Annotated in this window: 26 protein-coding genes and 1 tRNA gene; 7 read left to right on the top strand and 20 right to left on the bottom strand. The window is 52.0% G+C overall.

Annotation, left to right across the window (positions count from 1 at the left end; translation table 11 throughout):
* Positions 1-84: 84 nt before the first annotated feature.
* The 5 genes from AB1S56_RS20950 to modA form a co-directional block, all read right to left on the bottom strand.
* Positions 85-894, bottom strand: a complete 810-nt coding sequence (locus AB1S56_RS20950; protein WP_340873410.1) for a polysaccharide deacetylase family protein — start codon at positions 892-894, stop codon at positions 85-87.
* A 36-nt stretch (positions 895-930) separates the two neighbouring features.
* The gene (locus AB1S56_RS20955) at positions 931-1,083 is read right to left on the bottom strand and encodes a hypothetical protein (RefSeq protein ID WP_340873412.1); all 153 of its coding nucleotides are present in this window, start codon (positions 1,081-1,083) and stop codon (positions 931-933) included.
* A 75-nt stretch (positions 1,084-1,158) separates the two neighbouring features.
* On the bottom strand, positions 1,159-1,560 hold the full coding sequence (locus AB1S56_RS20960) for a hypothetical protein (RefSeq protein WP_340873413.1): 402 nt from the start codon (positions 1,558-1,560) through the stop codon (positions 1,159-1,161).
* A 23-nt stretch (positions 1,561-1,583) separates the two neighbouring features.
* Entirely contained in the window at positions 1,584-2,252 is a 669-nt protein-coding gene (modB, locus tag AB1S56_RS20965) for a molybdate ABC transporter permease subunit (RefSeq protein WP_340873415.1), read from the bottom strand.
* Between the two features lie 9 nt (positions 2,253-2,261).
* On the bottom strand, positions 2,262-3,053 hold the full coding sequence (gene modA, locus AB1S56_RS20970) for a molybdate ABC transporter substrate-binding protein (protein WP_340873417.1): 792 nt from the start codon (positions 3,051-3,053) through the stop codon (positions 2,262-2,264).
* A gap of 147 nt (positions 3,054-3,200) precedes the next feature.
* On the opposite strand from modA, the gene AB1S56_RS20975 reads away from it, so the two are divergent.
* Positions 3,201-3,274, top strand: a tRNA-Pro gene (locus tag AB1S56_RS20975).
* A 265-nt stretch (positions 3,275-3,539) separates the two neighbouring features.
* On the top strand, positions 3,540-3,977 hold the full coding sequence (locus AB1S56_RS20980; RefSeq protein ID WP_340873418.1) for a methylglyoxal synthase: 438 nt from the start codon (positions 3,540-3,542) through the stop codon (positions 3,975-3,977).
* An 89-nt stretch (positions 3,978-4,066) separates the two neighbouring features.
* Here the strand turns inward: AB1S56_RS20980 and AB1S56_RS20985 are convergent, their stop codons facing one another.
* Together AB1S56_RS20985 and tnpB are read right to left on the bottom strand one after the other, a co-directional pair.
* Complete coding sequence (locus AB1S56_RS20985) at positions 4,067-4,750, bottom strand: serine/threonine protein kinase (RefSeq protein WP_340873419.1); 684 nt, start codon at positions 4,748-4,750, stop codon at positions 4,067-4,069.
* A gap of 218 nt (positions 4,751-4,968) precedes the next feature.
* Positions 4,969-6,057, bottom strand: a complete 1,089-nt coding sequence (gene tnpB, locus AB1S56_RS20990; protein WP_367903384.1) for an IS200/IS605 family element RNA-guided endonuclease TnpB — start codon at positions 6,055-6,057, stop codon at positions 4,969-4,971.
* A 268-nt stretch (positions 6,058-6,325) separates the two neighbouring features.
* Between tnpB and AB1S56_RS20995 the strand changes: the two genes are divergently transcribed.
* A complete protein-coding gene (locus AB1S56_RS20995; RefSeq protein WP_340870513.1) occupies positions 6,326-6,757 on the top strand; it encodes a YtxH domain-containing protein in 432 nt (143 codons plus the stop codon).
* 584 nt (positions 6,758-7,341) lie between these two features.
* On the opposite strand, the gene AB1S56_RS21000 is transcribed toward AB1S56_RS20995, so the two are convergent.
* From AB1S56_RS21000 to AB1S56_RS21010, 3 genes are read right to left on the bottom strand one after another with little or no spacing between them, the layout of a single operon-like run.
* Complete coding sequence (locus AB1S56_RS21000) at positions 7,342-8,118, bottom strand: sigma-70 family RNA polymerase sigma factor (RefSeq protein WP_340870512.1); 777 nt, start codon at positions 8,116-8,118, stop codon at positions 7,342-7,344.
* Positions 8,115-8,558: an ATP-binding protein gene (locus tag AB1S56_RS21005; RefSeq protein WP_340870518.1), complete on the bottom strand. Its 444-nt coding sequence runs from the start codon at positions 8,556-8,558 to the stop codon at positions 8,115-8,117. Before AB1S56_RS21005 ends, AB1S56_RS21000 begins: the two co-directional genes overlap by 4 nt.
* A 35-nt stretch (positions 8,559-8,593) precedes the next feature.
* Positions 8,594-9,025 carry a DUF948 domain-containing protein gene (locus tag AB1S56_RS21010; RefSeq protein WP_340870511.1) on the bottom strand — a complete coding sequence of 144 codons (432 nt, stop codon included), beginning with the start codon at positions 9,023-9,025 and terminating at the stop codon, positions 8,594-8,596.
* Between the two features lie 213 nt (positions 9,026-9,238).
* Between AB1S56_RS21010 and AB1S56_RS21015 the strand changes: the two genes are divergently transcribed.
* Positions 9,239-12,058 carry a response regulator gene (locus AB1S56_RS21015; RefSeq protein ID WP_340870510.1) on the top strand — a complete coding sequence of 940 codons (2,820 nt, stop codon included), beginning with the start codon at positions 9,239-9,241 and terminating at the stop codon, positions 12,056-12,058.
* Positions 12,055-12,975 carry a protein-glutamate O-methyltransferase CheR gene (locus tag AB1S56_RS21020; protein WP_340870509.1) on the top strand — a complete coding sequence of 307 codons (921 nt, stop codon included), beginning with the start codon at positions 12,055-12,057 and terminating at the stop codon, positions 12,973-12,975. Before AB1S56_RS21015 ends, AB1S56_RS21020 begins: the two co-directional genes overlap by 4 nt.
* A 58-nt stretch (positions 12,976-13,033) precedes the next feature.
* Here the strand turns inward: AB1S56_RS21020 and AB1S56_RS21025 are convergent, their stop codons facing one another.
* The 6 genes from AB1S56_RS21025 to AB1S56_RS21050 form a co-directional block, all read right to left on the bottom strand.
* Positions 13,034-13,444: an ATP-binding protein gene (locus AB1S56_RS21025; RefSeq protein ID WP_340870508.1), complete on the bottom strand. Its 411-nt coding sequence runs from the start codon at positions 13,442-13,444 to the stop codon at positions 13,034-13,036.
* 11 nt (positions 13,445-13,455) lie between these two features.
* On the bottom strand, positions 13,456-13,788 hold the full coding sequence (locus tag AB1S56_RS21030) for an STAS domain-containing protein (RefSeq protein WP_340870517.1): 333 nt from the start codon (positions 13,786-13,788) through the stop codon (positions 13,456-13,458).
* 37 nt (positions 13,789-13,825) lie between these two features.
* Positions 13,826-14,470 carry a hypothetical protein gene (locus AB1S56_RS21035; protein ID WP_340870507.1) on the bottom strand — a complete coding sequence of 215 codons (645 nt, stop codon included), beginning with the start codon at positions 14,468-14,470 and terminating at the stop codon, positions 13,826-13,828.
* Positions 14,471-14,547: 77 nt separating this feature from the next.
* A complete protein-coding gene (locus tag AB1S56_RS21040) occupies positions 14,548-15,690 on the bottom strand; it encodes a fused response regulator/phosphatase (RefSeq protein ID WP_340870506.1) in 1,143 nt (380 codons plus the stop codon).
* A 167-nt stretch (positions 15,691-15,857) separates the two neighbouring features.
* A complete protein-coding gene (locus AB1S56_RS21045) occupies positions 15,858-16,283 on the bottom strand; it encodes a general stress protein (protein WP_340870505.1) in 426 nt (141 codons plus the stop codon).
* A 73-nt stretch (positions 16,284-16,356) separates the two neighbouring features.
* Entirely contained in the window at positions 16,357-16,518 is a 162-nt protein-coding gene (locus tag AB1S56_RS21050; protein WP_340870504.1) for a DUF1328 domain-containing protein, read from the bottom strand.
* 169 nt (positions 16,519-16,687) lie between these two features.
* Between AB1S56_RS21050 and AB1S56_RS21055 the strand changes: the two genes are divergently transcribed.
* Complete coding sequence (locus AB1S56_RS21055; RefSeq protein ID WP_340870503.1) at positions 16,688-16,855, top strand: hypothetical protein; 168 nt, start codon at positions 16,688-16,690, stop codon at positions 16,853-16,855.
* 138 nt (positions 16,856-16,993) lie between these two features.
* Here AB1S56_RS21055 and AB1S56_RS21060 read toward each other — a convergent pair whose 3' ends face one another.
* Positions 16,994-17,212: a hypothetical protein gene (locus AB1S56_RS21060; protein WP_340870502.1), complete on the bottom strand. Its 219-nt coding sequence runs from the start codon at positions 17,210-17,212 to the stop codon at positions 16,994-16,996.
* A 160-nt stretch (positions 17,213-17,372) separates the two neighbouring features.
* On the opposite strand from AB1S56_RS21060, the gene AB1S56_RS21065 reads away from it, so the two are divergent.
* Positions 17,373-17,909, top strand: a complete 537-nt coding sequence (locus AB1S56_RS21065; RefSeq protein ID WP_340870501.1) for a superoxide dismutase family protein — start codon at positions 17,373-17,375, stop codon at positions 17,907-17,909.
* A 108-nt stretch (positions 17,910-18,017) separates the two neighbouring features.
* On the opposite strand, the gene AB1S56_RS21070 is transcribed toward AB1S56_RS21065, so the two are convergent.
* The 3 genes from AB1S56_RS21070 to AB1S56_RS21080 form a co-directional block, all read right to left on the bottom strand.
* Entirely contained in the window at positions 18,018-18,752 is a 735-nt protein-coding gene (locus AB1S56_RS21070; protein ID WP_340870500.1) for an MBL fold metallo-hydrolase, read from the bottom strand.
* 146 nt (positions 18,753-18,898) lie between these two features.
* Positions 18,899-19,642, bottom strand: coding sequence for a hypothetical protein (locus AB1S56_RS21075; RefSeq protein ID WP_340870499.1), 744 nt, complete (start codon positions 19,640-19,642; stop codon positions 18,899-18,901).
* A complete protein-coding gene (locus AB1S56_RS21080) occupies positions 19,639-20,244 on the bottom strand; it encodes a hypothetical protein (RefSeq protein WP_340870498.1) in 606 nt (201 codons plus the stop codon). The genes AB1S56_RS21075 and AB1S56_RS21080 overlap by 4 nt, the downstream gene beginning before the upstream one ends.
* Positions 20,245-20,287: the final 43 nt, after the last annotated feature.

A 20,287-nucleotide genomic window follows, 5' to 3' on the forward strand; every position in this document is an offset into this window, starting at 1 on the left:
GGCTGCGCCGTCCTAGGGCGGGGCAGCCTGCGTTTCGCGCGCATGAGACAAGACGGAGCCGCATCGGGCGGCTCCGTCTTAGCATTACTTCAGATATTTGGTCTCGCCTGCACCGAGCTTGACGATTTCGCCATCCGCGCTGAACCACACGTCCATGGCGCTCGGATTATATACGATTCCCCGATTCACCGAGAAGCGGAGCGCCTGAATTGCGTTTTGGTACCGCACAATGTCCGTCATAGACGCTTTCCAGACGGATTCCTCGCCCCCCAGCAGCTCTCCCAGCTTGTCTACCAAATCCCAATTGTCGTCGTTGTCGAACTCGAAGCTATGGCCCCAGATGAAGAGCAGCTCCATCCGACCAAAGCGCCGCTTGGACGCAAGCAATTGCTCCGCCTTCGCTATCATATCCTTGTGGTGGCAGGTTGGATGCCATCGAAGCGGATCCTCCGGCATATGGAAGCCTCCATGGCTCTGAACGGTCCGGGCATACTCGATGCCCAGCGCTGGCAGCGCCTGAACGATACGGTCGTTGTACGTGCCATACGGATAGCTCATGCCGCGTACAGGGTAGCCCGCAATCGCTTCCAGCTCTCTGCGGTCGGACAGAATTTCCTCCGCAACCTGATCTGGCGGGGATTGATCCAGGAACGGATGCGTAACGGTATGCGCGGATATTTCATGGCCGCGGAACAAATCCGCAGTTTCTTCTCGGGTGATGAAGCGCTCTTGGCCTAATTTCCCTGAATTCAAATGAAACGTTCCCTTGAGTCCATAACGGTTGAACGCCTCAACCAATCTTCGATCCTGCTCCCTGCCATCGTCGAAGCTCAAGACCACCGCTTTGCTCAAGCCGCCGGGATAACGGTCGAAATGAATTTTGACATTACTCATAGCTGCCCCTCCTCTGATATCTATCTGCTCATTGAGCTATAATCTATTGTTCTCCTCTTGGCTGCGAATCTCCTCCCTATACCGGTCCACCGCTTCTTGAACGGGATCACGCCTCGGCAGCCGATTCAGCTTATAGTTAATACGCAGCAGCAGCACTATGATGATGCCCAGCAGAATGTAGACGAGCATGCGACTCCTCCTTTGGTAACATGCTTTCTAAGCAACGAATTTGCATATAAGCGAATTGACATATACAGCCACCTGTTAGTGACAGTCCTGCTCCACTTCTACATCGTCATTTATCGTGACTTTCGCGCTTCCCGACAAATATTCCGTATACCCGCAGACGCTGGTTTGTACCGTAGCTCCCTCTGCGTTTGTATGTGTCATGTACACACCATCTTCCCCTAGAATGTCCAGATCAGGTGTAAACTTGAACGTTTTGCCGCTCTCAAGCGTATGGTCCAATGTATGCTTGGATTGTCCTCGAACCGTTCCCGCTTCGACAATGACAATATTCCCATTACTTTCGTTCTTTACAGTTACTGTGAAGGGCTTCATCATATTCCATAGGCCAGTCTCTTTCAGAAGCAGCAGTGCACCCATACCAGCCGCCAATATTGCCACAACTACAGCTATTACTATTACCATGCTTCTGGTCCGCATCTCCATCCTCCTTGAAGTCATTATCAATGCTTCCGCCTTCGCAGGCCTCCCGTTGCCAGCAGCAGCACAAACGATATGACGACCATACCAATGGTCCAAGCCCAGGCCATATCCATGCTGCCAGCGTCTACCGCAACATAGATCGCAGTAGGAATGGTCTGCGTGCGGCCGGGAATGTTCCCCGCAATCATCAGCGTCGCGCCGAATTCGCCCAAGCTGCGAGCGAAGCCCAGAATATAGGCCGTCATGACCGCGCGCAGGACCAGGGGCAGAGCAATATATCGAAATACGGCCCACTCGCTGGCGCCAGCGGAACGCGCCGACTCCTCCAATTCCCGGTCCACACCGTCGAACGCCACCTTCATTGTCTGATAGACAAGAGGGAACGCCACAACAACCGATGCGATAACGGCCGCCCATGGCGAGAACAGCACTGGCGCCGAGAATACCCACTCCGCCAGCTGCCCCAGCCAGCTCCTTCTGCCCAGAGCCACAAGCAGCAGAAACCCGACCACAGTAGGCGGCAGCACCAGCGGCAGCATTAATGCCGTCTCGAGCAGCGTACTCCCTCGGAAGCTGCGCCTTGACATCCACCTGGCCGCCGCGACGCCGGATACGGCCGCAATGGGACTAGCAAGCAGAGCCACCTGGAGCGACAGCAGCACCGGCGGCCAGAACGCCTCCCAGGTCATAGCCTCGCCCTACTTGGACTCACTGAAGCCGTATTGGCGGAACACACCCATCGCTTCATCACTCTGTAGAAATTCATACAGCTTCCTCGTTTCTTCGAAATCATCACTATCCCTCACAATACCCGCCGGATACTGTATAGGCGAATAGCTGGAGGGGTCCACCTCAAAGGCGATGGCCGCGCCGCCAGAGGCAAGGGCGTCTGTCTTGTATACGAAGCCGGCATCCACGTTGCCCGTCTCTACGTATTGCAGCACTTGCTTCACATCCTTGGCTTGTACCGTCTTCCCCTGAAGCTTATCCCACAGGCCCGCCTGGGTCAAAGCCTCTTTGGCGTACGCCCCCGCTGGCACACTGTCGGGAATGCCAATGGCAACCTTAGACACTTGGCTCAGAAGCAGCTCCTCCAGCCCTTCCAACTGCTCTCTCCCATCCTTCGGCGTCACGACCACCAGCGCATTCGATAGCAAGCTCACTGTCTGCCCCTGCTGAACAAGTCCTTTTTCGATCAACGTATTCATATGGCTGGCAGCTGCTGATATATACAAATCCACTGGCGCCCCTTGCTCAATCTGCTGCTGCAGAGCGCCGGAGGACCCAAAGTTAAACAACAGCGTCACGTCCGGATTTGCCGACTCGAACGCTGGCTTCAGCTCATTCAACGCCCCCGTCAGGCTGGCGGCTGCCGATACGGTAATCACAGCCTTACCCTCTGAGCCATCACTTGAGCCGCATGCGCCCGCAATTGTGAGGGAGACCGCCAGCAGCCATCCCATTAATCCCCTCTTCATCTTCATGCCCATATTCTCACCGCCTGGCACAATGGATAACTAAATTGATTGTAACCACATTGATCCAGGCTTGTAAACGAGAAGTACGCCTCCACACTCTCTTTACAACCGCCAGCTCGCTTATTATAATAAACAGTAACCGCTTCAATTTATCGCCGTCGGGGTATGGCGCAGCCTGGTAGCGCGCACCCTTGGGGTGGGTGAGGTCGCACGTTCGAATCGTGTTACTCCGATCATATGGCATAACAAGCAGCCGTCCTCTCGCTTCTTACTGAAGGGAGAGGACGGCTGTTTGCTATGTTCTTCTTTCCCTCATCTCATTACTTAGCAAGAGAATAGAGCGTGCCAAATGAGCTTTAAATCCTCATTTATGTAATATTAGATAACATAAATGATTAAAATTTTCGTTATTTTGATCAAAACGATTGATATTATGGAAAGCGCGCGGTAGAATGATGTTATTATTCATAACACGAAGATGATATTGGAGGTGCTGTCTTGCTCACGATTGCTCTTATTGCTCATGACGCCAAGAAAGAACTACTGGTCAACTTTGTTATTGCCTACAAGCACATCTTCGACAAGCATAGGGTCTATGCTACCGGTACAACAGGCAACCGAATTATTCTGGAAGCCAAGGTTGAAGTCAATCGTCTCAAATCAGGTCCGCTTGGCGGCGATCAACAGATCGGCTCCATGGTAGCGACTGACGCCATTGATCTTGTTATTTTCCTGCGCGATCCACTTGTTGCGCAGCCTCACGACCCGGATATTACCGCCCTGCTTCGTCTTTGCGATGTGCAATGCATTCCCGTTGCAACCAATATTGCAACAGCGGAGCTATTGATCAAATCAATGGAGCATGGCAACCTTCAGTGGAGAGAGAGCGTGCGCGCCAAGTACCTTGACCCGTTGCCCACCGGAACATGCGGTTAACCCAGCGACTCCTTCATGCAGCAGCAAACAACCATCCTCTCGCTTCGCGTGAAGCGAACAGGATGGTTGTTCGTTATACTTCTTCACCCTTATTTCATAAACCTCGAGAACAGGGCGCTAACCCTCTGACCGTATTCCTCTAGATTCAGATTGGCTTCGTCCAGCCTTCTGTATCCGTTTTTGACGAAGTCCAGCAGCCATAGCGGTATTTGTTTACCCTCAATACTTGGATAAAACAATTGATACGCCCACAGCAAGTGGTCCCAACGATGATCATCGCCCTCCAGCACATACTCAGAGACGTCCAGCACCTTGCCCCTGCCGTCCTGCACCACAACATTCTTCAAATGAATATCACGAGGATTCAATCCTCGTGCTCTGACAAGCTGCCGGGCATCCTCTACATCTGCAATAACTTGAGGAGGCACGGGAATGCCTTGAATTAAGCAATCCAGCAGCGTGGGTCCCGGCTCGTAGCCGATAGCCAAATAATTGCGCCCCTCCCCGTAGAAGGCTGGGAAATACGGAATACCCTCCAGCCGCTTGTACACCTCTCGCTCGCGCTCCTTCTTATGGAGCGCTTGATCCGTATATATTTTATAGGCAACGTCCGGCACCTCTTCATAGATAAACACAGCAGCGTCCGTTCCCAGTCCCACACAATGAAGGCCCTCGGCATATCCCGTTAGACTAACCTCCTCATTGCGGTCATTGCCCTCTACTTTCATACGGCTTATTGCCGCCTCCGCCAATCTCCATTCTGGCGCTGCCATGCGGACTCCTCCTTCGACTCCCAAGCTTGAACATTCTCTTATACGATGCCGTGATGGAGTTGGGTTCAACCTAATAATCCCTATTGAACACTCCCGCCACCTAAGAGGTGGAGGATTCTTGGGTTGCTGCTCCTCACGGAGCAAAGTCGTAGCGATATTTTTTTGAAATATCGTACACCAAGCGATCCCTGTGGTTCCCACAGTTCCTATTTTGTTCGTTACTGGGCCATGGCCTTTATGTTTTGTGCCGCATTCCAATCTCGGTCATGTGGCGTTTGGCAAGATACACATGTCCATCCCCGCACGCTCAAATCCCTCACTTCTGCTTGCTTGTACCCACAGACGTGACAGGTTTGGCTCGTTGGCGCAAATACTGGTGTTTCCTTGATCGTTCGCCCATACCACTTGGCTTTGTAATGCAGTTGACGGCTCATTTCGCCCCAGGATGCATCTGCTATGTGTTTGGCGAGGTGTCGTTGTTTCATCATGTTTGCAATACGTAAGTCCTCGAGACAGATCGTTTGGTTTTCACGGATCCATTTCGTAGTCTGCTTATGCATCGCGTCTAATCGGCTATTTCGAATCCTTTCATGGATGAGGGCGACTTTTCTTTTCGCTTTAGACCAGTTACTTCCGCCTTGTTTCCTTCTTGCAAGGATGCGCTGCCATTTCGTGAGCAGTCGTTCATATCGCAATGTATATCTTGGATTATCCATTGCAGGACCTTCCGAAGGCACGGCAAGATACTTGATACCCACGTCAATGCCAAGTATGCTGTCCGTTAAAGGAAGAGGCTGGATGTCAACCTCGCATACCAACGATACAAACCATTTGCCGCTTGGGGCTAGTCGTACGGTAGCGGATAGGATCCGGCCTTCGATCTCTCTTGACTTGGCATAGGGTACCCAGCCGAGCTTGGGAAGTTGCAGACGGTTTCCCTTCACGGCAATGTTCCCGTTCGTATATCGCGTCGTATAGCTTTGTACGGGATGCTTGCGACTCTTGAAGCGAGGTAGATCGTTCTGCTTGTTGAAGTGGCGCTGATATCCGTCAGCCAAGTTTCGCACAGCTGACTGCAGGGCAATGCTATCCACTTCTTTCAACCAAGACCACTCGCGCTTCATATCAGGAAGCTGAGATGCGCAGGCGTTATAGGACAAACCTTTGCCTGTAACCTGATAGATCTGACTCCATTTTGCTAGGAGGTGGTTGAACACAAAACGGCAGCAACCCAACGTTTTGCGCAGTTGCATGATTTGTACATGACTAGGATAGATCCGAAATTTGAAGGCTTTATGCTGGAGCATCGTCTGATTCGTCACCTCGCTGCAAAAGAGATGAATGTTAACTCATTCCAATTATAGCACAAATGTTCGTGTCTATCCATGAGCAAAATTCCCGATTCATCCCCTAACTACACTCTCACTTCGTGAGTAAGGTAGCTTAGATGCAGGGGTATTCTCGATGTCTATGATAAACGAAGCATTTCCTGTTTGAATCTGAAGCCATTGGTTTAATACATCTATAAGAGGCAATAAGCCCTTGGACAAATGATGAACAAAGGAGAGATGAGCCATGCCAAAAGAAAACTCAAACTCGGGAGTAGTTATGGGAGCCGTTATAGGAGGCGCCGTCGGCGCAATTACCGCGTTGTTGTTCGCACCTAAGGCGGGCGGCCAGCTCCGTTCCGACCTATGTGGCCAGCTGCAAACCATCGGAAACCGCGCCAAGGAGGTAGCGAATACGATTGGTACGCACGCGAAGGATCTGGCGACAACTGTCAGCACACACGCCAAGGATCTGGCCGAAAATGTCAGCGAGCAGACGAAGGAAGCCACCAGCAAGGTTCAGGAGGAAGCGGCCGACACAATCCAAGCCGTCAAGTCCAACATGAACTCAATGGCACCAACGGAAAACGATATGAAGAAGCTCGGCAAGGAAATGGATGAGATGCCGACCGACTCCGAGCTTCGCAACAAAGGCAAAGTGACTGATCCCGCTCAATAAGGGATCTCACGACCGAAGAAGCGCCTCATGGCGCTTCTTTTTCATTGCCAGTTAGGCTAGTTAACCTATCCTCTATATGCGGAACGTACAGCTCATTTTCTCAAAGTTCTGCTTCCAAGCCACACTGGTTGCAGAACGTACATGTAAAGGAGTCGCATGGAGAGCAACGTGTCCATTGACCCCTACGATACATGCGGAATAACAAAATTTCGTTCAAGTCCCACACCCGCAGCACTCTTCTGCCCCGAATAGAAAGAAAACCGCCTGACGGCATCCTTGACCACCGCCTTCGCCATCGTCTCAACCGGGCTTGTTACGGTCGTTAAAAACCATTAAACAAGTCTGATCGGCCAGCCAACGCTGTAACGGTCATTTTCGAATATTAGAACGACAATGGAGGTAAAGTCGGTGCGTTTAGGAGGGCTAAGCGCCAAATGTGACCGTTACATGCTGGAAAGCGTCAAATTTGAGCTCTAAGTGCATTTTTTGTCCGTTAGCGTCGTGGTATTCAAACCGGCGCGAAAATACAAAAAAAGCCCGCTGTGCGGGCTTTTCTAAATACATCGGGCCAACCAATCTTCCTCCTACCCATCTCCGTCTGCGTCGTCAAGCAGCGTTCTCAGCCGTTCGATCGCTCTTCGCTGAATGCGGGATACGCTCATCTGGGAGATGCCCAGCCGCTCCGCAATGTCACGCTGCGGCAGGCCTTGCGAATAAGCCAGCTCCAGGACAACCTGCTCCTGCTCCTTCAGCTGGCTGAAAGCCTCGCGCAAGTCCATCCGGCTCTCCAGCGACTCCACACCATCGGGCTCTGCGGCAATCATATCGCCGATTGTCGCCGCCCCTTCGCCCTCTGCAGAGAGAGGTGTATCCAGCGACACATATTGATATGACTCCCTGGACGTCAGCACCTCGATCGTCTCCTCGACGGACAGCTCCAGCCTCTCGGCGATCTCCTCAATCTTCGGGGAACGGCCGTACTGCGCAGTCAGCTCGTCGATTGTTTTCTGCACGAGCAGCCCTTTTTCTTTTATCCGCCTAGGAACCTGTATGTACCATGATTTATCGCGTAAAAAATTTTTGAGATGGCCAATGATGCTTTTCATCGCATAGCCTTCAAACGGAATACCCTTGTCAGGATCGAATTGCCTGAACAACCGAAGCATGGACATCTGGCCGACCTGATACAAATCCTCATATAGATCAGGTCGGCTTCTAGACAGCTTGCCGGCAGCCATCCGAACGATCGCCTCGTAATGCATGAGCAGAGCGGTTGCGCTGTCGTTGCACTCCTCGGCTCGATAACGCCGCATGAACTCCTCCACTTGCTTGGGGGTTAGCTCCGAGGACTTCCCGATCATACCATCTCCTCGTTTCTGCTCAAGCGCTTAATGAGTACAACCTCCGTGCCATTGTCCGAATTGACCTGCACCTCATCCATCAGGGCTTGCATCATAAAGATGCCAAGACCGCCGACAACCGCGTCCGCAATCGCCAAGCCATGCAGCGTCGGCCTGCTAGACTCAATCCCAATTCTATTATAGTTGCGTCCATTGTCCTTCACCGTAATCTGCAGTGTGCCTTCACCCTGCAGGAACGAGAGATGGATATCGCCAGCTTCCGTTGCATCATAGGCATGAAGCACAGCATTCGAGCACGCCTCGGTGACCGCAACCTTCATATCCTCAATTTCTTCATAAGAAAAGCCCGCTTTGCCCGCAACAGCGAACAAAACGGCTCTCACCATATCCAAGTATTCGGCCTTGGCCGGTATCGACAATTTCACGGGGGCTATGTTCATCATCCATATCCTCTCTCTTTCCTATCAAGTATACCTTAATTTTGCCTCAAGCGAGTCATTACGCGAATAGTGGATGCGATGGCATCGGCGATGGCGCCTACCTTCCCGCTGCTTGCGTCGCGTGCCGCTTTGCCTCCTTGCTTCACCTTCACCGCGGCACCAATCGCCGCTTCCTTCACTGACATGGTCAAAGCCTGGGCGGCAATCCCGATCTCCTTGACGCTGCCGAACAGCGCATCGAGCTCCTTCATCTTTCTGTGGGCGTCCAGCGTAATTTCGTTCGTGTTCTGCACGACCTCGCGCGCGTCGCGGCTTACCTGCTGAAGCTCCAGACGAAGCTCGCCAATGGTGCGCTTTGCCTCCTCCATAGCCGTGCCCGCCTGGCGCAGCATCTTGGATACCTTGAAATATAGTCCGACAGCAACAATGGTAATGATAGCTACACAAATTCCGATGAGTACATTCATAATCTCGATCTCCTCTCATATCCCTTTTATTTGATTTTCGTTTGAATCCTCTTGACTCGTATTACCCGGGTCTACCCTTCTTGAAACAGTCCGTATGCTGGAACGTTTCACCACATTTTCACATTAAAATGGGAATGTCGCCGCACGGCATGGTATACTAGATTTATATGTGCGGGACTATAACCAATCTACTCAGGAGCTAAGGAGGCTACGATGTCTGCTTCATCGCGTAAATTCAGCATCAAGTACAAAATCGCCATCGGCTACATCTTGATCCTATGCTGTCTGGGCGCCGCAATCGTGATGGTATCAGAACGGATCGGCGTGCTGCAGAACGAGATCGAGACGATGACGACCAGGGATTTGGAGATTAACAATCTCATTACGTCCATTCGATATAACGTTGTCAGTATGGAGACAAGCCAGCGGGGCTTCCTGCTGACAGGGAGCGAGACGTACCTGGATCCCTATACCCGCGGCAAGGTGGAGTGGGAGGACAACTATCGCCAGCTTTACAACTATCTGTCCGAGGATCCGAATAAAAGAACGGATCTGGAAAGCATCAAAGCCACGATTCAGCATTGGATTGATACGGCAGGGGAACCTACCATCCAAATGAAGCGAGAGAACCAGACCCAGGCTATTATCGATTTCTTCGAGGAGGATCCCGGCAAGGAGGACGTTGAGATGCTGCGCGAGCTGCTGGAGGGCTTGCGGCTGAAGCATCTGGAAACGAACAAAATGCATATAGCGGACCTGGATGAGCGAAATGACTGGCTCCTTACGATGCTGGTCAGCATGCTTGTCGCGGTCGCTGTGATTTCCTTTTTCATTGTATCGTACGTATCTGGCTCTATCGTCAAAACAATTACACAGGTATCTTCTACCATTAAGGAAATATCCAATTCCAAGGGCGACCTGACCAAACGGATACACGTGGGCACCCGGGATGAAGTACGAGAGCTCGCGGAGTCGACCAACGAGCTGCTGGGCAGCCTGGAGTCCCAGTCCTGGATTCAGCGGAACGTCGCCAATGTGGCCACCATGAACCAAGGCTTCAGCAGCCTGCAAGACCTTGCTTCTTCCTTCCTGAGCCAGGTCGCGCCAATTATCGGAGCTTCTTACGGTGTCCTGTACTACCGGAGAGGGACGGGCGAGAAGCAGACTCTGGAGAAGCTGTCCGCTTATGCCGCTTACGGAGACGACCGCTCCAGAACCAGCTTCGCCATCGGTGAAGGTCTGGTAGGGCAATGCGCGCTGGACAAGCGCCCGTTCCTGCTGAATCAGCCCAAGGACTATGACAGCAGCATCACAAGCGGAACGCTGGAGCTGAAGCCGCGCAGCGTGCTCATTGTCCCTATTGAATTTGAACAGAAGGTTATTGCCGTGATGGAATTTGCTTCGACGGAGCCCTTCACAGCTCATCATCTGAAGATGCTGGAGGCCATCGAGGAGCACTTCGGCGTTACAATCGACAATACGGCAGGACGGATGGAGGTAGAGCGCCTGCTCGCGGAATCGCAGGCGTTGACCGAGGAGCTGCAGGCGCAGACTGAGGAGCTGCAAGCCCAGTCGGAGGAGCTGCAGATGCAGCAGGAAGAGATGCGTATGACAACAGAGCATCTGGAGGAGCAGAATCTCTACGCCGAGCAGAAGACCAAGGAACTGGAGCAGGCCAAGGCAGAGCTCGAGGACTACGCCGAGAAGCTGAAGCAGAGCGCCCAGTACAAGACGAACTTCCTGGCGAATATGTCGCACGAGCTGCGGACGCCGCTTAACAGCATCCTCATCTTGTCCCAGATGCTGTACGAGAATGAGAACAAATCCTTGTCGCAGGAAGAGGCTGGTTATGCCAAAGTCATTCATTCCTCCGGCACAGATCTGCTCGACCTGATCGATGACATTCTGGACTTGTCCAAGATTGAAGCCGGAAAAATCAAGCTGATCATGGATGAAGTGAGTGTAGCTGAGGTGCCGGAGCTGCTGAAGCTTGTCTTCGATCCTGTCGCAGAGAAGAAAGGCCTTGACTTCCGAATCGAGCTGCAGAAGGATCTGCCGCCGATCATGCAGACTGACGGCCAGCGGCTGCAGCAAATTCTGAAAAACCTGCTGTCCAACGCCTTCAAATTTACCGAAAGCGGCTCCGTCACGCTTAAGCTGCACCGGGCCGATCCGGCCATTGTCAGCTCGCGCATGCCTGACGCTTCCACAGACGATATGCTGGCCTTCTCGGTCATCGATACCGGCATCGGCATTCCGAAGGACAAGCAAGGCCTTATATTTGAAGCGTTCCAGCAGGTGGACGGCAATACAAACCGCGTCTACGGGGGCACTGGTCTCGGCCTCTCCATCTGCAGCGAGTTCGCTCAGCTGCTAGGCGGCTTCATCGCGCTTGACAGCGAGCTGCACAAAGGCAGCACCTTCACCCTGTACGTGCCTGTGCGCCTGCAGGAGACGCAATCGGCTCTGCGCCAAGCTGAGATTGAAGCCGCGGCTGCTTCGGCTGAAGCGCCTGAAGTTATAGAGCTAGCTCCGCCTGCAAGCAGCAACCAGAAAGATGCCTCTCCTGCAGCTGGCGAAGATGCCGAACCGTCGCAGAAGAAGCAGCAAGAGCAGAAGAAGCGTATCGATGAAGAAGCGTTAATGCAGGGCAAGAAGGTTCTTCTTGTAGAGGATGACGCGCGCAACGTCTTCGCGCTCGTGCGTGCGCTGGAGTCTCAAGGCCTGGAGGTCACCGTCGCCAACAATGGACAAGAATGTCTGGATATCGTCGCCTCGGATAGCGATTTCGATCTGGTGCTCATGGACATTATGATGCCGATCATGGACGGCTTCGAGACCACGCGCGCACTGCGTTTGCATCCGCTCATGAAGAATACGCCAATTATTGCCTTGACGGCTAAAGCCATGAAGAGCGATCAGGAGAGCTGCCTGGCCGCCGGGGCGTCGGATTATATCAGCAAGCCTATTCAGATGGAGCAGCTGTTCTCGCTTATGCGAGTCTGGCTGACGAAGCAGGTGGGACAGGTATGAGTCACAGCGATTGGAACGAGGATCAGGCCCTGCCCGCGTTCAGCAATATCAGCGAGAACGGCGAGTGGCTGGATGAACCGGAGCAGACTAACGCGATTGAAGAGCTTGAGATTGATCTGCTGTTGGAAGCCATCTACAGAGTGAGGGGCTATGACTTTCGCAAATATTTGCGTTCTTCCCTGAGAAGACGTATTCGGAACCGTATGGGGCAGGACAAGCTCCGCACCATATCAGCGCTGCAAGAGAAGCTCCTGCACGAGGAAGGGTATATAGAGAAGCTTCTTGAGGATTTTTCGATCAAGGTGACAGAGATGTTCCGTGATCCAACATTCTTCCTGGCGTTCCGGGAGAACGTCGTGCCAGAGCTGCGCAAGCTGAAGGAGTTACGCATCTGGCACGCGGGCTGCGCTACAGGGGAAGAGGTCTACTCTATGGCCATTCTGCTCCAGGAGGAAGGCTTGCTGGAGCGCGCCACACTCTACGCGACCGACATGAGTCCAGAGGCGATCGCTCAGGCTAAGGAGGGCAAATTCCCGCTCAAGCGAATGCAGTCGTACACAAGAAACTATCTGCAAGCTGGGGGAACACAGGAATTTTCCGCTTATTATACAACGGATCATTCCCACGCCTACTTCCATGCCGATATGAAGCGGCATATGATGTTTGCGCAGCATAATTTGGCTACGGATGGCTCCTTCAATGAATTTCATGTCATCCTATGCCGGAACGTGCTTATTTATTTCGATACCAATCTTCAGGCCAGAGTGCACAGTGTCTTATGCGACAGCTTATCGAGTGACGGCTTTCTTGCACTGGGAAGCAAGGAGTCGCTCCTCTCCCCGCTCAAAGCTAATTTCCGGGAATATATGCCGGAGGAGCGGATCTTCCGCAAAGCGAAGCCTGTGGAAAGACCATAACCACATAATCAATAGAAGAAGGAGGCCCTTCGCTCAATGAGCGGATAGGCCTCCTTCTTCACGCATGACGATATTTGGTCAATACCACTTCCGTTTTCCCTTGGTCCGATGACATGCGAACAACATCCATCAGCGCCTCCATCAGATAGATGCCAAGTCCGCCAACGCGCAGATCGCTAGTGCTGCCGCCCTGTATAGGCGACGCTTCCTGTCTGGCCGACGTATGGTCAAATGACATGCCGTAATTGACTACACGAACGGTCAGACCCGTATCAAGAGGCTCGAAGGTCACGTCGACAGGCTCAGCGTTCGACTCCCCGCTTCCATGAAGCACTGCATTGCTGCACGCCTCCGATACGGCGACCTTCATATCCTCTATCTCCTCATAAGCAAACCCTTGCTTTGCGGCTATACCTGTCAGACAAATTCTAACGACATCGATATACCCGGCATCGGCCGGTATCTGCAAGTGGACCTTCCTCATGCTCCGGCTTCTGTCCCTTCTTTGAGATGCCCGGTAAGACCCGTCATATTGAAGAGGCGTTTGACAGCAGGCGGAATATTCCGGACATAGAACGGCGCATTTAGACTATCTCTGGTTTTCAGAATAGAAACAATAATACCAATACCCGTGCTATCGATATAAGTGAGTCCTCCCAAATCGAGGACAAGGTCTAAATCCTCGCGCCTGAGCACATGCTCCAGTGCTCCTTGAACCTGAGGGACCACCGACAGATCCAACTCTCCAAACAGCTTCAGCTCGAAGCTCTTCTCCGACTCTAGTTGCTCGATACGAAAAGGTTCCATCATCATTCCGTTCACTCACTCTCTTCCATTAGTACTTTCTTGCCTACACAGTTGCAATATGATAATAGCTTGCATATACAGGCTGCTTCGTCTCGCTGTCAAGGTATAGCTTCAGCAGAGCTTCACCGCTCTGGAATACGATGCCATCCTCCGCGATGTAAGCCGGCTCCCCCAAATAAGCGGTTAACCCTGCTTCCGTCATCGGAATTTGGTTGCCGTCGATGATAAGGCTAGCCTGCAAAGGCACGTCTACATATTGAACATACTCCCCGTAGAACGCTACCGTCAAGGAAGCATAGCGGTATAACTGGAGTTCAGCCAGGATTTCGTCCTGCGTAATCTCTTCAGGCTGGCCCAGCTTATCAACAACCATGCTTGGTGTATCGTAGAGCGAGATTCCGCCAACACTCTGCAGCAGGAGAGCCTGTTCATATGAAGTCTCCGGAGCATCGGATTCCGCCTGCTCGTCCCGGCTGAGATCAGCCGTCCGGACAGATACGCTCGCTTCCGCAGTTACGCCTTCCAGGACGTGCACTGCGGCCGCGACCGGCGGAGATTCGGAGACAATCAACGGCTGCACTTGCTGCAAGCCTTCGGTCTGGACTTCTGTCGTCCCGCCGCCGGCCGTTTCTCCGTTGCCTCCTATAGCTCCACCTATGAGCATAGCGATTAGTAATACTAACTTCATAATGAACACCCTCCTGCTCGTGATCGGCTTTCAAGGTCCTTATGACTGGTATAAACCAATATGCGATTTTTGAAACATCAATTCAATTGGATACGCACCATACAAATATCGTCCCGCTGCTTGCTCGCTTCGCCGGATGACTGGATGATATGATCCACAAGCTCCCCCGGCGTAGAATCCGGCAAGCCTCTTACGCCTTCCGCTATCCGCTCCAGCGACGCCTCGTCCGCTTCCACATCTATCGCATCCAGCAAGCCGTCCGTATACAGCACAATCGTCATGCCGGGCTCATAGGACAACGTTTTCTGGCGTACGTGAATGGAATCAAAGAGACCGACCGCCGGACCGCTTGTCTCAAGCGGCGTCAAGCTGGAGTCCGTGACGGCTATACCCGCAGGATGGCCGGCATTGGCGTATTGCAACGTACGATTCTCGGTGTCGATAAGCACAAATATAGCTGTAAAATAAAAGTTAACCAGCTCCGTCGGACGATACAGCTGTCCCATCCGATTGTTAAGCTCCTGCATCACTTCCTCTGGATCTGTAATGCGCAGGACCATATCCTTGAGCACCGATGAAATAAACATGCAGACGAGCGATGACGAGATGCCATGACCCATCATATCCAGCAGAATGACGCCATACCTGCTCCTGTCAATTGGGAACCAGGCGTAATAGTCGCCAGCCAGCTCGGAGGATGGCCGATATTCCGCTTCCATACAGATGCGGTCATTCCGGATAGGCGGACTGAGCACGCTTCTCTGCACCTGCTTGGCCAGCTCCAGCTCGTAGCGAATTCGCTTGTCGCGTTCCCTATGCCAGTCCTTCTCATGCTTCAAGCGAAGCGCGGAGCGGATGCGGGCAAGCATCTCCAGCTTATTGATCGGCTTCATCACATAATCGGTAGCACCTGCATCCAGCGCTTCCGCAAGCTTCATCGAATCGCCGACTGCCGTGACGAATACAATGGGCACATCCCGATAACGATTATCCGACACGATACGCCTGCACGCCTCCAGTCCGTCGATCTCCGGCATCATCATATCAAGCAGGATCAAATCTACCTGCTCTTCCATATAGGCGGAGGAATCGATATGAAGCATGTCATACAGCTCCATAGCGGACGACGCGATCCGAATGTCGTTGTAGCCTTCCTTGCGCAGGATCGTTCTTATAATCATCTGGTTCGTCGCGTTATCGTCTACGATTATAATACTCAAGCGAGGGTCCTCCTATGACAAATTGCTAGAATGATCAAGCGTAAACGCCTGCTCCGTCCAGTGGCAGGGCAGTATACGTTTCGCGTTGACATATAAGTCCAGTATAGATTTGAAAAAACATGTATATAACAATAGCCTACCCTTGCGGGCAGGCTAATTCAACCTATTTATTTGTAAGGGGGGTCGTTGTGCATCGCGTATGGTACGTATGGGTAGTAATAAATGTCGCGGTCGAAGTCATCATCCCCATATTCCCGGCCGCCCCAAGCAATTACGACGATCACATCGCGGTCCATCTCGGCCTCCAGCCGCTCCGCTTCGTTCTCAGCTACGCCGAGTGAGCGCATCTTGGCTCTCAGCTCGTCGCCTGTGGATCGGAACCAGTTGGCGATCGTTGTGCCAAGCCCTTGATCCCCGACACCAATCTCTTCGGCGTCCGTTCGCTCCGCCAGACGCTTTGTCCTTGTCTTGTCATGCGTCAGGACGAAAATGTGGTCCTCCGCATATCCTTCGCTGCGGAATTCATTGACATGATTTTGCACCTCTTGGCTTGTCATAGCCGTACGCACCTTGGTCATTTCCGTGTTTCTCATCGTAATCCCTCCTAAATATCTTTTTGTCTAATAACCTGATTAAGCATTGTCCATTTCTATTAAGCTAGTGTAGCTAAACTTTCCTTCTTCCCAGAATAAGGGAAGCCAAGAACAGGATGATAAAAACTACGAACAGCACCTTGGCTATCCCCGCCATTGCGGAGGCAATTCCCATAAATCCGAATACGCCTGCCACGATGGCGAGAAGGAAGAACATCAGGGCCCATCCCAGCATGAGATTCACCACCTTTCAATCTTACTTCCTGTATGCCGTAGCATCTTACCGGCTTGCTCATTCTTAACCTAATGCCTAACCGTTGAAACACATTCCGCCAAAAGATTCATTTCGGCTTTTCCGGGGTATACAGCATTAAACCTTCTATTACAAAAAGGAGATGATCGTTATGAACGGCAATACACCTCATCAGAATGTAGAAATTGAAGAACGTCACGTTCAGAAAAAATCCGATTCCAGTCAAGTGCTATCTACTTTGATCAAATATGCAGCCTACCTCCTGATCTTCTTCGGTGCGCTGTACTTCCTGGTCAAATACGTGTTCCCGATGTTCTAGGCAACGACGGAATGAGGCCGCCCCCGAGCTGAGCTTGGGGGCGGCCTTCTTTGTTTGCGCCCAGTTCTTCTCACTAACGCAGCAAAAGCCTCCCTCTCCAATTGTGGAGGGGAGGCTTTCTGCATCACACCGTCTATATTATTCCGTTTTTGTACCTTCTGTCGTTTCAGGCATAACCGGCTCGGTTACGACTGGAGCGTCCGTCTCAACAACTGCGTCATCGTCATTGTTGACGTTCACTGACACGTCGTTTCCATTCTCGTTGTTGCAGGCCGCAGCGCCGAACATCAGAGCCGTACACAAAGTAGCTGTAAGCAGTAATTTCGTCATCGCATGTTTTTTGGTTGATTTTTTCATCGTATGATTCCTCCTGAATATGTGTATGTTTGTGTATTTCCTATCCTCTCTTAAACCAGCCTAATGAGGATGAAACAGGTAAGGTATGAGAAAATACTCAGAATAATTTCCATTATTATGAACATGCTATAGGAAGTCCACTACCATTCAGGAGGAAGCTATGAAAACATGGGTTACACTCTCTACTGCAATTCTGCTGGCATCTTCACTTGCCTTTCAGCCTGCCATGGCGGAAGAGGAGGCGAAGTCGGGGCAGCTGAACGTCCCGCTTATCAATAGCAAGGGCGAGCCAATCGGCAACGCTACGCTTCTGCAGCGCAACGATAAAGTCATTTTGCATGTAGAAGCCAAAGGGCTTAAGCCCGGTGCGCACGGCATCCACATTCACACGGAAGGCAAATGCGAGGCCCCGGACTTCAACTCCGCTGGCGGGCATTTCAATCCCCATAACAAACAGCACGGCTTCAAAAATCCGCAAGGCTTTCACAGCGGCGATCTCCCCAATATTCAGGTGAAGCAGGACGGTACAGTGAACGCCAAGCTGGCCAGCGAAGCTGTATCCTTGCAGCCTGGCAAACCGAATTACCTGCTAAAGGAAGGCGGAACGTCGTTAATCATTCATGAGAAGCCCGATGACTACGCCACCGACCCATCCGGCAAATCCGGCGCCCGCATCGCTTGCGGCGTCATCAAGTAGCGAGAAAGGCCGTCCCTCACGGAGGAACGGCCTTTCTTGCCACATTTGCGATTAATCCTGCCTATAGACACGGTCGCTCCTGATTGAAAAGCCTCGACTGAGGGTTTCTCATTCCTCTTTGCGAAGAAGCTCCTTCAGTCCTGCACTTGCATCACCTTCGTAGATGCCGCCATGGTAGCAGATTAATTGAGATATTGGAAATGTTGACAGCCGCTCGATCGAGGCTAACACGGCAGGCTTGTCCATAACGAATTCCGGGTTGGCAATCCCCAGCTTCCCATCCTCATTAATCACAACCGCATCTGCCGCTATCATAGTCCCAGTCGACTGAACATAGAACGATAGATGCCCCGGCATATGTCCCGGTGTATGTACCACCTCGATCCCGCCACAATAGGGCAGCACCTCTCCATCCGACACCATCTGATCTACAGGCACGGTTTCCATGCTCTCCAGAAAGCTGATAAAAGACTCCGCCTGCCGCTTCTGCTCCTCAGGCAAGCTGTCATGGAGCGCTTCCGCCTGCTGGAGTCGGAGCGACCTGCTCCTCCCGGCAATATAGGGCTCCTCCAGCTCTCCAGCGATCACCCGAACGTGAGGATACAAGCGCTTAAGCTCCGCGAGCGCCCCCATATGATCCATATCGTGATGAGTGATGATGATATCTGTCAGGTTCTCCATAGCGAGCCCTTGCTCCTGGAAGGCCTGCTGCAACAGCGGCAAAAAGCCTGGATAGCCGCAATCCATTAAAATCATACGCCCCTCATCCTTCAGAATGACGGGAGTAATGGTCTGCTCCGAGCCCATCTGCTCAAATGTAATATCAATGCCATATAGCTGCAAAATCGTTCCTCCTCTTACCTTCAATTTCACCAGGCTGCAGCCCGGTATCTCTACAGAAACTGTAGCATGAAATCGCAGCAAGGTGCAGGGAAAGTTTGGTTATAGCCAACTGGTATGAAATAATAATATTAAATCTGCGCCGCCGACTATTGCCCAGGCTGCTCCAAGTCCTGATCATCCATAATCAAAAGAAACTGAGTATTATCATCCCCACTTTTGGAGTAGCCACTACGCGGGGAAGCACCCTCCGCATAATCAGGAATCCAGCCCAGGCGCAGCGTGGACTGACGGGAGGATAGTCCCGAGAGCAGATAGTCGAGTACATCGCCGGTCGAAATCTGACTCCATCTTGTTTCCTCTCTGACGATGTCCGCCCAATCCTCAGGGAACGGAAGCGCTCCGTAAGGCCGCTCTGTCAAGTCAACACGCTCCTCCATCTGAACGCGAGGCGTATAATAATACACCCCGCTTGACATGCCTGCATTCCGATCTCGTATGATATAAAATCGAATTTGCTCCATTTTTCCCAGAGGATTTAGGTTCCAGACTATATAGCGTTGGGAAGGGTCTGAATGATTCAATATACGCAGCTCTGGTCTACCGCCTGGGTCTACCCTAGTCACCCTCCACTTCCCCTTGCTCCACTCCAGAAACCCCATTCCGTATTTCCCGCTACTAGACACATAAGGAACAAATAGCTGCCGACCGTCGAGCCTAATCCTATCGAGCACGACCTCCGCATCCGCCTTCCAATGGGAAAGATTCATCGCCTCCGCAGCTTCATCCTCGCTCGGAATCGGTCCAGGCTTCCCGTCGTAGGTTCGGAAAAAAATAACAGCCGTGGCTGCCAGAATGAGCGCTATAACCGCTAACCACCTTCGCCGCCTCATTCCTTCGCCTCCATTTCCATTAAGGGCATCTCCGAACGATAATATGAATAACGCCCCTGCGATTCAATTAGCAGTCCCATCCCGTCAATCTCCAAGTAGATTGAGGCATGCAGGCCGCTTCCCCATTTGGGCTCGGCTCCGAACAGCGCGTAAGGAAATCGTTCATGCTGGTAAAATTCGCCGCTCTTTTGTCTTGAATCATAGAACCAGCTCAGCGAGGATTGTATATCGGCTGGATAGTACGAGGCCATTGCTTCTCTGAACAACCCCTCGTCGAACTTCGTATCTCGCGCAGATGGATGGATATCCGCTATTCTCGCTTCACCCAAATCGGCCATATAGGTGAACGGGTCATCCTTGTCATAAAGAGTCTGATGCGCTAACCCACCTAGCAGCGCCGTCACAAGGAATATGTAGTTCGCCCAGAAGCCTGTCCAGGCAAATCTCCGGTACTTCTGCCAAGAGGAATTGCGGAGGATGAAGCTCAGAATCCATACTCCTAGCGGTAGCAACGCGATATTGTATACTTGCCCGAACAAAAAAATATTAACGGAAAACGAACAAAAGCCGACGAGAGCAGCCAGCAGTAATTTCCAAATCACAGGCTTCGTCTCCTGATTCCGGTATACGCGTACCAGTAAAAAA

The sequence above is a fragment of the Paenibacillus sp. PL2-23 genome, from assembly GCF_040834005.1.
Classification (GTDB): domain Bacteria; phylum Bacillota; class Bacilli; order Paenibacillales; family Paenibacillaceae; genus Pristimantibacillus.